Genomic DNA, 13,203 nt, shown 5'->3' with positions numbered 1-13,203 from the left:
CTTAAAGAGTCTCTGATCCGGTCAGGCGCTTGATGGTGCCGCGCAGGGTAGGGCTGTCGGGCTGTTTCTTGAGGAACTTGCTCCAGATTTGCTTGGCTTCGCGTTGTTTACCGTTGGCCCACAGCACTTCGCCCAAGTGAGCGGCGACTTCCTGATCGGGGAAGCGCTCCAGCGCCTGGCGCAAATACCGCTCGGCTTCATCGAGGTTACCCAGGCGGAAATTGACCCATCCGAGGCTGTCGAGGACTGCCGGGTCTTCCGGGTTGATCTGGTGCGCCTGTTCGATCAAGGCCTTGGCTTCGGCGTAGCGTGTGGTGCGGTCGGACAGGGTGTAGCCGAGGGCGTTCAACGCCATCGCATTGTTCGGGTCGCGCTTGATGATCAGTCGCAGATCTTTTTCCATCTGCGCCAGGTCATTGCGTTTTTCTGCCAGCATGGCCCGGGTATACAGCAGATTCAGATCATCGGGGTATTGCTGCAGCGCCTGCTGCAAGACTTTCCAGGCCTTGTCGCCCTGTTTGTTGGCAGACAAGGTTTCGGCTTCGATCAGGTACAACTGGATCGCGTAATCGGGTTGCTCGCCGCGTTCGGCTGCCAGACGGCTTTGGGCTTCGGCGGTCTTGCCGTTGCTCATCAGAATATCGGCCTGACGCAATTGCGCCGGCAGGTAATCGTTGCCCGCCCCGACCTGAGCGTATTCGATCAATGCGCCCTGCGGGTCGTTACGCTCTTCAGCAATGCGCCCCAGGTTCAGGTGTGCCGAGTCGACATGGCTTTCCCGAGCGATCAAATCTTCCAGGTAACCTTTGGCCTCGTCCCACGCCTTGGCTTCAAGGCAGACCAGCGCCAGGGAATAACGCAGTTCGTCGTCTTCGGGGTATTGCTGCACCAGGCTCGAGAACTCGGCCTTGGCATCTTCCATGCGGTCCTGCTCAACCAGCATGCGCGCATAGGTCAGGCGCAGGCGTTTGTCGTCCGGGTATTTCTTGATGCTTTTTTGCAGCAGTGGCAGGGCTTCATCGCCACGGTTGAGCCCTTGCAGCAGGCGTGCGCGCAGCAGGATCGGGGCTATTTCGCCCTCGTCCGGCGGGTTGTCTTCGAGCAGGGTCAGGGCGCCCTTGGTATCGCCGTCCTGTTGCAGCAGCAAGGCCTTGCCGAAAATCAGCTGGTTATTGTGCGGATGGCGCTGCAACAGGCGATCAAAACCCTTCATCAGACCGTTGCGGGTTTCCTGGTCGGTATCGGCCGCGGACAGGGCGAGGAAGTCGAAATGTGTGTCGCCTTTGCCTTGCAGGACCTTCTCCATATAGACCATGGAGTCGTCGTAACGCCCGGCGCGGGCAAGTTGCACGGCAGCCGCCCGTTGCGCTTCGAGATCGTCCGGGGCGTTTTTGGCCCAGACCAGTGCGGTGTCGAGGGCGGCCTGATCGGCACCCAGATACTCGGCAATGCGAAATGCCCGCTCGGAGATGCCCGGATCCTGGGTGTTGATGGCTTGGGTCACGTAGTTGTCCAGGGCAATGTCGTAACGATTGCGCTGGCCAGCCAGTTCGGCGCTCAACAGGCTGAAGACGGTTTCTTCACTGAACGAGCTGTAAACCTTGGGCTTTTCAGGGGCCGGAGTGCTGTCTTCGACTGGCGGCGTACCGTCCGATGAAACGGGAGCCAAGGCCTGGCAGCCGCTGAGGAAGACAAAAGCGAGGAGCAACGCGGAAGATCTATTCATATAGGAAAAGGACGACTAACCTGCGGTCGGATCATCATGACACAAGCCTTCGGCCAAACATAACCGCCCGGCCAATTTACCCGCGCGGGCAATCCCCGCAGGCCCGGCGCCCTTGTAAACGAGAACGGATCGCAGCCTTCGGCAGCTCTTACATGAGCGATAGATATCGAGTGGTTGTTCTGGCTCTGTCGAAGTAGGACAATTGTCGGCTTCACGTCACCATCAGCGACCTTGAATGGCCTTCCTTGCACTCGGTATTAACCACAAGACTGCTTCAGTAGACGTCCGCGAGCGCGTGGCCTTTACCCCTGAGCAGCTGGTTGAGGCCTTGCAGCAGCTCTGCCGACTCACCGACAGCCGCGAAGCTGCGATCCTCTCCACCTGCAATCGCAGTGAACTGTATATAGAACAGGATCACCTTTCGGCTGACGTCATATTGCGCTGGCTGGCCGATTATCATCATCTGAGCCTCGATGAGCTGCGCGCGAGCGCTTATGTGCATGAAGATGATGCGGCAGTTCGTCACATGATGCGGGTTGCTTCCGGGCTCGATTCGCTGGTGTTGGGTGAACCGCAGATTCTCGGTCAGATGAAATCGGCCTACGCTGTGGCTCGCGAGGCTGGCACCATCGGTCCGCTGCTCGGGCGGCTGTTCCAGGCCACGTTCAATGCGGCCAAACAGGTGCGAACCGATACCGCCATCGGCGAAAACCCGGTATCCGTGGCGTTTGCCGCGGTCAGCCTGGCGAAACAGATTTTCAGTGATTTGCAACGCAGCCAGGCTTTGCTGATCGGCGCCGGCGAAACCATCACCTTGGTCGCCCGTCATCTGCATGAGCTGGGGGTGAAGCGAATCGTGGTCGCCAACCGCACCCTGGAGCGTGCGAGCATTCTGGCTGAACAGTTCGGCGCCCACGCCGTGCTGCTCTCGGACATCCCGGCAGAACTGGTGCGCAGCGACATCGTCATCAGTTCCACCGCCAGCCAGTTGCCGATTCTCGGTAAAGGCGCGGTGGAAAGTGCCTTGAAATTGCGCAAGCACAAGCCGATTTTCATGGTGGATATCGCCGTTCCTCGGGATATCGAACCGGAAGTCGGCGAGTTGGACGACGTATACCTATATAGCGTCGACGATCTCCACGAAGTGGTCGCCGAAAACCTCAAGAGCCGTCAGGGCGCAGCCCAGGCCGCCGAAGAGATGGTGTCGATCGGTGCCGAAGATTTCATGGTTCGCCTGCGCGAACTCGCGGCGGTGGATGTGCTCAAGGCCTATCGTCAACAAAGCGAGCGCATGCGCGACGAAGAATTGCAGAAAGCCCAGCGCATGCTCGCCAATGGCAGCAGCGCCGAAGACGTGCTGGTGCAACTGGCCCGCGGCCTGACCAACAAACTCTTGCATGCCCCAAGCGTGCAATTGAAAAAGCTCTCTGCCGAAGGCCGCCTCGATGCGCTGGCCATGGCCCAGGAACTCTTTGCCCTCGGTGAGGGCTCATCGGATAGCTTTTCGGATAAGAAACCGCAATGAAAGCGTCACTGCTCAATAAGCTGGACATCCTCCAGGACCGTTTCGAGGAATTGACCGCCCTGCTTGGCGACGGCGAGGTCATTTCCGATCAAAACAAGTTCCGCACCTATTCCAAGGAATACGCGGAAGTCGAGCCGATCGTGGGCACCTATAAACAGCTGCTTAAAGTGCAGGGCGACCTCGAAGGCGCTCAGGCGCTGCTCAAGGACAGCGACCCGGACATGCGCGAAATGGCCGTGGAAGAGGTCCGCGAAGCCAAAGAGCAGCTGATCGAAATCGAAGCCCAACTGCAACGCATGCTGCTGCCCAAAGATCCCAACGACGGGCGCAACGTATTCCTCGAAATCCGTGCCGGCACTGGCGGTGACGAAGCAGCGATTTTCTCCGGCGATCTATTCCGCATGTATTCGCGTTACGCCGAGCGGCGTGGCTGGCGGGTAGAGATTCTCTCGGAGAACGAAGGTGAACACGGCGGCTATAAAGAAGTCATTGCCCGGGTCGAAGGCGAGAACGTTTACGGCAAGCTGAAGTTCGAGTCCGGTGCGCACCGCGTACAGCGGGTTCCGGCCACTGAATCCCAGGGCCGCATCCACACGTCAGCCTGCACCGTGGCCGTGCTGCCCGAGCCGGACGAGCAGGAAGCGATCGAGATCAACCCGGCGGATCTGCGGGTCGACACCTATCGCTCCTCCGGTGCCGGTGGTCAGCACGTCAACAAGACCGATTCGGCGATTCGTATCACACACTTGCCGTCCGGTATTGTCGTCGAGTGCCAGGAAGAACGTTCCCAGCACAAGAACCGTGCCCGGGCGATGTCCTGGCTGTCGGCCAAGCTTAACGATCAGCAGACCAGCGCCGCCGCGAACGCAATCGCTAGCGAGCGTAAATTGCTGGTAGGTTCCGGTGACCGTTCCGAGCGTATTCGCACCTATAACTTTGCCCAGGGCCGGGTCACCGACCACCGGGTCAACCTGACGCTGTATTCGCTCGACGAAATCCTCGCCGGTGGCGTGGATGCGGTGATCGAACCGCTGCTGGCCGAGTACCAGGCCGACCAATTGGCAGCGATAGGTGAGTAAATGACGATCATTGCCAGTTTGTTGCGCGCCGCTGATTTGCCCGACTCGCCCACCGCGCGTCTGGATGCCGAATTGCTGCTGGCGGCTGCCTTGGGCAAGTCCCGCAGTTTTCTGCACACCTGGCCTGAACGTATCGTCCCGAGCGAAGCAGCACTGAAGTTTGCCGAGTATCTGCAGCGCCGCCGTAGCGGTGAGCCGGTGGCCTACATTCTGGGGCAGCAAGGTTTCTGGAAACTCGATCTGGAAGTCGCGCCTCACACGCTGATTCCACGTCCCGACACCGAATTGCTGGTAGAAGCCGCGCTGGAACTGTTGCCGGCCAAACCGGCCAAGGTGCTCGACTTGGGCACTGGCAGTGGTGCCATCGCCCTGGCGCTGGCCAGTGAGCGTCCGGCCTGGAGCGTCACCGCCGTGGATCGCGTGCTGGAAGCCGTGGCCCTGGCCGAGCGCAATCGCCAGCGCTTGAGCCTGAGCAATGCCACCGTGCTGAGCAGCCATTGGTTCAGCGCCCTGGAAGGCCAGCGTTTCCAACTGATCATCAGCAATCCGCCCTATATCGCTTCGAGCGATCCGCATTTGGTGGAGGGCGATGTGCGCTTCGAACCGGCCAGTGCACTGGTGGCCGGCGTCGATGGGCTCGACGATTTGCGTCTGATCGTCGCCCAGGCACCGGATCACCTCGAGGCGGGTGGCTGGTTGATGCTCGAACATGGTTACGATCAAGCCGAGGCCGTGCGCGATTTGCTGCTGACCTGCGGCTTTGAAGAGGTCCATAGCCGCACCGATCTGGGCGGTCACCAACGCATCAGTCTGGGGCGCTTGCCGTGCTGAATGATCAGGAATTACTGCGCTATAGCCGGCAGATTCTGCTGCAACACGTCGACATCGACGGCCAGTTACGGCTCAAAGAAAGCCGCGTGCTGATTGTCGGCCTCGGCGGTCTCGGTTCACCGGTTGCGCTGTACCTGGCGGCGGCCGGTATCGGTGAGTTGCATCTGGCGGACTTCGACACGGTCGACCTGACCAATCTGCAACGCCAGATCGTTCACGACACCGACAGCGTCGGCCTGAGCAAAGTCGATTCGGCGATCCGTCGCCTGACCGCGATCAATCCCCAGATTCAGCTGATTGCCCATCGCACCGCCCTGGATGAAGATTCCCTGGCAGCGGCCGTTGCGGGGGTGGATCTGGTGCTGGACTGTTCCGATAATTTTTCCACCCGCGAAGCGGTCAACGCCGCGTGTGTGGCTGCGCGCAAACCGCTGGTCAGCGGTGCGGCGATTCGGCTGGAAGGGCAATTGTCGGTCTTCGACTCCCGTCGTCCGGAAAGCCCGTGCTACCACTGTTTATACGGGCACGGCAGCGAGGCCGAGCTGACCTGCAGCGAGGCCGGCGTACTCGGTCCACTGGTAGGCCTGGTCGGTAGCCTGCAAGCCCTTGAAGCGCTGAAATTGCTGGTGGGGTTCGGTGAACCGCTGGTGGGGCGTCTGTTATTGATCGATGCCTTGGGCACGCGCTTCCGTGAGTTGCGGGTCAAGCGTGATCCGGGCTGCAGTGTCTGCGGGTCAAGCCATGCGTGAAGCACCGATTGGAGTGTTCGATTCCGGTGTCGGTGGGCTGTCGGTGTTGGCCGAGATCCAGCAGTTGCTGCCCAACGAATCTCTGTTGTACCTCGGCGATTGCGGGAATATTCCCTACGGTGAGAAATCCCCGGCATTCATCAGTCAGCGTTGCAGTGTCATGGCGCAGTTTTTTCAGCAGCAGGGCGCCAAGGCGCTGGTGCTCGCTTGCAACACCGCGACCGTCGCGGGTGTTGCGGACTTGCGGCGCGATTTCCCTGAGTGGCCCATCGTCGGCATGGAGCCCGCGGTCAAACCGGCTGCAGCGGCGACGCGCAGCGGTGTAGTTGGCGTACTCGCCACCACCGGTACTTTACAGAGTGCCAAGTTCGCCGCCTTGCTCGACCGTTTCGCCGCCGATGTGCGAGTCATCACTCAGCCATGCCCCGGGTTGGTGGAGCTGATTGAAAATGGCGATTTGCATAGCGAGGCATTGCGTCAGTTGCTGCAAGGGTATGTTGATCCGCTGCTGGCTGCAGGTGCAGACACGATCATTCTTGGCTGCACGCATTATCCCTTTCTAAAGCCGCTGCTTAAGCAGATGCTCCCCCAGAGCATCAGCCTGATCGATACCGGTGCCGCTGTAGCACGGCAGCTTCAACGATTGTTGGCCGAGCGTGAGTTGCTGGCCGAGGGACCTGCTCGCGCTGCCCGGTTCTGGACGAGTGCGGATCCGGAGCATTTCAGAAATATCTTGCCGGTTTTGTGGCATTCGACGGGCGTTGTGCAAAGCTTCGACTTGTAGATAAAAAAAGAGATCACACGAATAATTGAGCTGAACTTCTGATCAAGCTTCAACTTCTATAGCTTTGTCTGTTGGGCAGCATAAAAACCATACGAAATTGTTCGGAAAAGGATGTTTCTAATGAAGCGACTATTCTGCTTGGCCGCGATTGCGACCGCATTGATGGGGCACAGTTTTACCGCGCAGGCAGCAGGGGTGGAATTCGGGGTCGGCCAGACCAGCGATTCGACCATGACCTACCGATTGGGCATGCAATTCGACTGGGACAAGAGCTGGTTGCAGAGTGATATCGGTCGCTTGACCGGCTACTGGAGCGGCGCTTACACCTATTGGGATGGCGATGAAACGTCGAGCAATCACAGTTTGTCATTCTCGCCGGTGCTGGTGTACGAGTTTGCCGGTCAGACCATCAAACCCTACGTTGAAGCGGGTATCGGCATCGCGGTGTTTGCCAACACCGAAGTCGAAGACAACAAACTGGGTAGTGCCTTTCAGTTCGAAGACCGTTTCGGGTTTGGTCTGCGCTTTGCCGGAGGACATGAAGTCGGGATTCGCGCTACGCACTATTCCAATGGCGGGATCAGTAGCCCGAACGATGGCGTAGAGAGTTACTCGCTGCATTACACGATGCCGTTGTAAGCAGTACTGCACCTTTAATGTGGGAGCGGGCTTGCTCGCGAATGCGATTTAACATTCAACACTGATGTTGACTGACAATCCGCTTTCGCGAGCAAGCCCGCTCCCACATTGGATTTTCGGTAGCCTGTTGTGTTCGCTCACCGATACGCCGTCGCAATCCCTTGGCGTTCGGTGATGCATTCCGGTGCGCCCATTTCGAACTCCCGGCAGATCAGCGGACGTTTTTCGTAGATGGTGCACATCATGCTGTTGCGATCCAGCGCGGCGCACCAGCCGTCATCCAGTCGCAGCATGACTTCCCCGCCCCAATCATCGGTATCGATAAAACGCTCGGGCACGCCGGTGTCGGTGATCAACATGACTTCAAGCTGGCAACAGCAGGCCGCGCAGGTTGAGCAGGTGACCGCAGGTTCGGCAATTTGCGTGTGGGGAATGGTTTTCATGGCACGCAGTGTAAGGCAGTGGGCCCACGCTGTGTGAAAGGCCTGACGGACGCTCAGGCTTCACGGCAGATCCTCGACCGGCGGATTGTTTCGCTCCACGTGCTTGCCGATTTCCAGTCCCGTCTGGTCGGGTTTTTGCGGCAGAGGCCAAAGGACAGGCATGACCAGTTCCGGTAAGGAGAGCTCCAGTGGACGATGCTTGAGCATGTCGAAGAGGTATTGCGCAGCTTTTTCCGCCGACCAGTCGAGGTGTTCTGGAACGTCGTTGCTCAGGGGAATATCGATAAGTCCTGGGCTGACTATGGTCATTTCGATGTTTTCCGGCGCCACGTCGAGGCGCAAGGACTCGAAAAGGTGACGCAACCCGGGTTTTGAATCGCCATAGGATTCGGCCCGCGGCAGAGGCAGATAGGTCACCGAGCTGGCCATGCCCACCAGATGCGGTGCAGTGCCCGCCTGCAGCAGAGGCCGGGCGGCTTCGATGCAATAGCTGCTGGCAAGCAGGTTGGTACGCACGATGTGCTCGATGATTGACGAGTCGAACTGATTGGTGTCGACGTATTCGCAGGTGCCCGCGTTGAGGATCATGGTGTCCAGAGAACCCCATTCCTTGGCAATCTGCTCACCGATTTCGCGCACCCGTTGGCCATTGGTCAAATCACCCGCGACCACCAGCACTTGTCCGGGATAACGCTGAGACAGGGCTTCCAATGGCGCCAGTGAGCGGGAGCTGACAGCCAGGTGGGCACCGGTTTTCAGTATTTCTTCGGCCAGCGCGGCACCAATACCGTTGCTGACACCGGTCAACCAGTAGCGCCTTGGAGGTGTGCGACTCATTCCAATTCCCTTTTTATAATTTTCCGGATCAATTGCGTATTTTATAACGCAATGCTGCGGCATCAAACTAATTCCAGGGGTGATAAGCCATGTCGGGATGGCAGGTTCTTGAACGCGGCCAAGGCCCGTTCGCGGGAAGTGCTCAGGTTGACGATCGGCGATGGATAATTGCTTACGCCGAATAATCCGTCGAAATTTGCCGGGTTGTGCAGGTCTTTTTTGTTCATTCCATTGATCTGCGGCAACCAATGCTTGATGAAAACCCCCTCGGCGTCGAACTTTTCCGACTGGCTCAGTGGGTTGAAAATCCGGAAGTAGGGCGCCGAATCGGTGCCGGTGGACGAACTCCACTGCCAGCCACCGTTGTTCGCCGCCAGATCGCCGTCAATCAGATGCCGCATGAAGAAACGCTCGCCTTCACGCCAGTCGATCAGCAGGTTTTTGGTCAGGAACATTGCCACGACCATGCGTAAACGGTTGTGCATCCAGCCGGTCTCCAGCAATTGGCGCATGGCGGCATCAATGATCGGCAGGCCGGTACGGCCTTGTTGCCAGGCCTTGAGGTCTTCCGGGGCGTCACGCCAGGCGAGGGCTTCGGTTTCCTGGCGAAAGGCGCGGTGCCGGGAGACCCGTGGGTAGCCCACCAGAATGTGCTTGTAGAATTCGCGCCACAGCAACTCGTTGATCCAGGTGACCGCACCGATCTTGCCGCTTTCGAGTTCCCCCTGATTGCTTTGCAATGCGGCGTGCAGACACTGACGAGGGGAGATGACCCCAGCGGTCAGATAGGCCGAGAGCCGGCTGGTGCCGGGTTTTGCCGGGAAATCGCGCTCGCTGTGGTAATTGTCGATCTGCGCGTCGGTAAAGGTCTCGAGGCGGCGTCGGGCCTCGGCTTCGCCGGCCGGCCAGAGAGCACGCAAACTGTCGCTGGGCGTGTCGAAACCCTCGACATGAGAGGGCGGTTTGTCGCTGGCGATACCCAGTGGCGCCTGAATGGCGGGGGCGGTAACCAATCTCGGCAATGATGCATGCAAGCGTTCGTAGCAGACCTTGCGGAACTGGCTGAAGACCTGGAAATAGGTGCCGGTTCTGGTCAGCACAGTGCCAGGCTTGAACAGCAGTTGATCGAGGTAGCAGTAAAAGTCGATGCCTTGGGCTTTCAGGGCTTGAGCCACCGCGGCATCACGACGGGTTTCATGAATGCCGTATTCCTCGTTGGCGTGCACTGCGTTGATCTTCAATTGCTGGCACAACTCGAGCAGGACCTTCGGTGCCTCATCCCAACGGGGCGCCTTGCGAATCAGCAGCGGGATGTTCAGGGCGCCCAGCGCATGACGTAATTCGCTCAGGTTGCGCAGCCAGAAATCCACTTTGCACGGCGCATCGTCATGCGCCAGCCATTGCTGTGGACTCAGCAAATACACCGCCACACTCGGGCCCCGCGCTGCGGCGGCCGAGAGGGCGGTGTTGTCATGTAGACGCAAGTCGCTGCGCAGCCAGATCAATTGCATGGTGGTATCCGCGCGATCCATTAAAAATCCGATTTAAATGAGCCCACGCTGAATCAGGCCCTGATGGGCCGACAACGGGTCTTCGGCCAGGGACAAGTCAGCAATGGCGGCGGTTCTTGCGGATAACTCGGTGTGGTGAATACGCACCGTTGATCCGGCAATCATTTTTGGGCAGCTGACGCCATTCAAAAGTTTCGTCAGCTGCGAAAGATTCATGGCTTTGCTGGAATACAGCAGTACGCCGCGGGCTTGCAGGTGATCGACCGCCAGCGCAAGTTCGCCAGCGGGGAGCGGCCAGTCGAAGACTTCCACCGGGCAATCGACGCTGCTGATCAGCCAGGCCGTGAGCCACAGATAAGGCTCCAGCGGCAGGTCCGAGTGATTGATCAGCAGCAGCGGCGCGGTGCGTAACTGACGGTTGTTATGGTAGATCCTCGCGCCGAATTTGCTGCGCAACCAGGAATAAACAAACACCCGCTCCATCTGCGCGCCGAACTGGCCTTGCCAGCGTTGTTCCAGTTCCGCCAGCAACGGCATCAACAATTTTTCACACAAGGTGCGTGGCGGATACAGCGCCATCGCCTGATTCACCGTGTCATCAAGGGTGCGTTCGGCCAGCTGAGTGACCGCTTGCAGCAACGTCTGGCGTAGCACCAGCCAATCGTTCCCGATGGGATCGGTAAGCCCCTGAGGCGTGTCGAGCAGTTGTTTGACCTGGCTGACAGCCACGCCGCGATTGAGCCAAGTGAGGATCGTCAGGATCCGTTGAACATGTTCGGCACAGAACAGCCGATGTCCCTTGGGCGTACGCTGAGGCACGATCAACCCATAGCGCCGTTCCCAGGCGCGCAAGGTGACGGCATTGACCCCGGTCTGCCGGGCCACTTCACGAATGGGCAGCCAACCAGCGTCCAGGGCTTTCTTGAAGTCGCTGCCAAGGTCTTCGCTGGCGCTGGTGTCCGGTGGATTTTTCATTAAATCGCGTTTCGCAGGCTGAGGTTTTCCGGGTGCGGTTGCAGGTAAACCTGTTGCGCAATGTATGGATCCGGGTGTTGGCGAAAGTAGTGTTTGAGCAACGTCAATGGCACCACCAGCGGCACGATTCCCTGGCGATACTGGCCGATGAGGTGCTGCACTTCCTGTTTGTCTTCAGGGCTGATGACTTGTTTGAGATAGCCGCTGAGGTGCTGCAGCACATTGGTGTGGGTGCGGCGTGTGGCGCATTTTTTCAGGGCCGCCATCAGCTCGCTGAAATAGCGCGGGCCGAGCTCTTCGAGATCGGACTGACCCATGTTGCCCAGCAAGTTGCCCAGGGTTTTGTATTGCACTGGGTTGTGGGCCATCAACAGGTATTTGTAGCGCGAGTGAAAGTCAGTGAGGCTGCGCCGGGTCAGGCCTGTGTGCAGCAACTGCTGCCAGGCGCTGTAGGCGAACACGCGGGTGAGGAAGTTTTCCCGCAGCACCGGGTCGTTGAGGCGGCCGTCTTCTTCCACCGGTAGATCAGGGTGCAGCGCACAGAAGGCTTGGGCGTAGATACCACGGCTACCGCCGTCCACTGGCGCGCCATTGTCGTGGTAGACCTTGACCCGTTCCAGCCCGCACGAAGGGGATTTCTGCATGAAGATATAGCCACAGATGTCGCCCAGCTCCATCGCCATTTTTTGACCGTACTCGGCCAGCGGCTGGGTGACGTTGATCTGCGGGTTGATCGTACCGACAGCCTCCGGATGTGCAGGGTTGCCGACCAGACGGATTGGTTGGCGAGGGATACCCAGGCCAATGGCGACTTCCGGGCACACCGGGAGGAAATCGAAATAATCGGTGAGGGTAATGCTGCACAGCTGTGATGCTTTGTGCCCGCCGTTGTAACGCACTTCGGCTCCCATCAGGCAGGCGCTGATGGCGATTTTGGGTTTCATGACTGTAGGGGGCATCGGAGCGCCTCGAATCCAGATCTGTACAGATTATTAGGTCTGTACAACATGACTTCATCATAGATTCAAAGGTGTACAAGTCAAATTTTTTGTATAGGTTTTTGCGGGGCTGCTGCCCATGTCGACAGCAGCGATAGGCTGGACTTGATTCAATTCACTGCAGGTGTTCATGCAGCCGGCGGGCTGCTTCCTGACCACTGAGCCAGGCACCTTCGACACGGCCAGACAGGCACCAGTCACCGCACACATAAAGGCCCAGATCGGCATCGGCCAAGGCCCCCCATTCATGGCTGCTGGCCGGCCGGGCATACAGCCAACGGTGAGCGAGGCTGAAGGTTGGAGCAGGCATGGCGTCGTGCAGCAGTTCGGCAAAGGCACCGTGCAATTGCTCGATCACGGCTTCCCTGGGAAGGTCGATATGCTGCCGGCTCCAGGCGCTCGTGGCGTGCAGCACCCAAGTGTCGAGAGTCGTGTCGCGTCCCGGTTTGCTGCGGTTGCGCGCCAGCCAGTCGAGGGGGCTGTCCTGTACGAAGCAGCCTTCGATCGGGGTTTCCAACGGTATTTCGAACGCCAGCGCGACGGCCCAGGTGGGTTCCATTTTGACCCCGGCGGCAGCCCCGGCGAGTTTCGGTGCAGTCGCCAGCAGTGCGGTTGCCTGAGGGGCGGGTGTGGCGATGACGACATGGCTGAACGGACCGTGAGTGAAACCCTCGGCGTCTTGCAGGTGCCAATGTTCTTCACCGCGATAGACCTCGGTGATGCGGCAAGCGAAATGCGCCTCCAGATCACCGAGCAGGCCGCGCGTGATCGCGCTCATGCGTGGCGTGCCGACCCAGCGGGTCTGTTCGTCCGGCGAAGGCCTGAGCTGGCCGCCGTGAAAGGTATAGAGCTGCGGCGTCCATACGGCGACCCAGTCGTTGGCTTGCCAGCGCTGGACTTCAGTGACGAAGCGGCGGTCGCGGGCAGTGAAATATTGCGCGCCCATGTCCAGAGCACCCGCATCGCTGCGCTTGCTCGACATGCGTCCGCCACTGCCGCGGCTTTTATCGAAAAGTTGAACGACATGCCCGGCCTCCGTAAGGGCCTGGGCGGCTGAGAGTCCGGCGATGCCGGTGCCGATGATTGCGATAGGTACAGTCATAGGG

13 protein-coding genes are annotated in these 13,203 nt (G+C 59.2%); 6 read left to right on the top strand and 7 right to left on the bottom strand.

Annotation, left to right across the window (positions count from 1 at the left end; all coding sequences use genetic code 11):
- Nucleotide 1: 1 nt before the first annotated feature.
- Nucleotides 2–1,726: a tetratricopeptide repeat protein gene (locus AB7M29_RS29775; RefSeq protein ID WP_454248596.1), complete on the bottom strand. Its 1,725-nt coding sequence runs from the start codon at nt 1,724–1,726 to the stop codon at nt 2–4.
- Nucleotides 1,727–1,961: 235 nt separating this feature from the next.
- On the opposite strand from AB7M29_RS29775, the gene hemA reads away from it, so the two are divergent.
- From hemA to AB7M29_RS29745, 6 genes are all read left to right on the top strand, one after another.
- Nucleotides 1,962–3,251 (top strand): glutamyl-tRNA reductase, encoded by a 1,290-nt coding sequence (gene hemA / locus AB7M29_RS29770; protein ID WP_052965803.1) that lies wholly within the window; start codon nt 1,962–1,964, stop codon nt 3,249–3,251.
- Complete coding sequence (prfA, locus tag AB7M29_RS29765) at nt 3,248–4,330, top strand: peptide chain release factor 1 (RefSeq protein ID WP_095051167.1); 1,083 nt, start codon at nt 3,248–3,250, stop codon at nt 4,328–4,330. Before hemA ends, prfA begins: the two co-directional genes overlap by 4 nt.
- Nucleotides 4,331–5,161 (top strand): peptide chain release factor N(5)-glutamine methyltransferase, encoded by an 831-nt coding sequence (gene prmC / locus AB7M29_RS29760; protein ID WP_454248595.1) that lies wholly within the window; start codon nt 4,331–4,333, stop codon nt 5,159–5,161.
- The gene (locus tag AB7M29_RS29755; RefSeq protein WP_454248594.1) at nt 5,155–5,910 is read left to right on the top strand and encodes a molybdopterin-synthase adenylyltransferase MoeB; all 756 of its coding nucleotides are present in this window, start codon (nt 5,155–5,157) and stop codon (nt 5,908–5,910) included. Before prmC ends, AB7M29_RS29755 begins: the two co-directional genes overlap by 7 nt.
- A complete protein-coding gene (gene murI, locus AB7M29_RS29750) occupies nt 5,903–6,694 on the top strand; it encodes a glutamate racemase (RefSeq protein ID WP_454248593.1) in 792 nt (263 codons plus the stop codon). The genes AB7M29_RS29755 and murI overlap by 8 nt, the downstream gene beginning before the upstream one ends.
- A gap of 120 nt (nt 6,695–6,814) precedes the next feature.
- Nucleotides 6,815–7,333, top strand: a complete 519-nt coding sequence (locus AB7M29_RS29745; protein WP_454248592.1) for an acyloxyacyl hydrolase — start codon at nt 6,815–6,817, stop codon at nt 7,331–7,333.
- Between the two features lie 137 nt (nt 7,334–7,470).
- Here the strand turns inward: AB7M29_RS29745 and AB7M29_RS29740 are convergent, their stop codons facing one another.
- From AB7M29_RS29740 to AB7M29_RS29715, 6 genes are all read right to left on the bottom strand, one after another.
- Nucleotides 7,471–7,776, bottom strand: coding sequence for a YkgJ family cysteine cluster protein (locus AB7M29_RS29740; RefSeq protein WP_007905822.1), 306 nt, complete (start codon nt 7,774–7,776; stop codon nt 7,471–7,473).
- A gap of 60 nt (nt 7,777–7,836) precedes the next feature.
- Nucleotides 7,837–8,613 carry an SDR family NAD(P)-dependent oxidoreductase gene (locus tag AB7M29_RS29735; protein WP_454248591.1) on the bottom strand — a complete coding sequence of 259 codons (777 nt, stop codon included), beginning with the start codon at nt 8,611–8,613 and terminating at the stop codon, nt 7,837–7,839.
- Nucleotides 8,614–8,675: 62 nt separating this feature from the next.
- Complete coding sequence (gene phrB / locus AB7M29_RS29730; protein ID WP_217858845.1) at nt 8,676–10,124, bottom strand: deoxyribodipyrimidine photo-lyase; 1,449 nt, start codon at nt 10,122–10,124, stop codon at nt 8,676–8,678.
- 33 nt (nt 10,125–10,157) lie between these two features.
- Entirely contained in the window at nt 10,158–11,099 is a 942-nt protein-coding gene (locus AB7M29_RS29725) for a MerR family transcriptional regulator (RefSeq protein ID WP_201062292.1), read from the bottom strand.
- Entirely contained in the window at nt 11,099–12,058 is a 960-nt protein-coding gene (locus tag AB7M29_RS29720) for a YbgA family protein (protein WP_454248590.1), read from the bottom strand. Before AB7M29_RS29720 ends, AB7M29_RS29725 begins: the two co-directional genes overlap by 1 nt.
- A gap of 154 nt (nt 12,059–12,212) precedes the next feature.
- Nucleotides 12,213–13,199 (bottom strand): NAD(P)/FAD-dependent oxidoreductase, encoded by a 987-nt coding sequence (locus AB7M29_RS29715; RefSeq protein WP_454248589.1) that lies wholly within the window; start codon nt 13,197–13,199, stop codon nt 12,213–12,215.
- Nucleotides 13,200–13,203: the final 4 nt, after the last annotated feature.

The organism is Pseudomonas sp. F-14 TE3623 (assembly GCF_053629015.1).
This window is presented reverse-complemented; position numbering and strand designations above follow the sequence as displayed.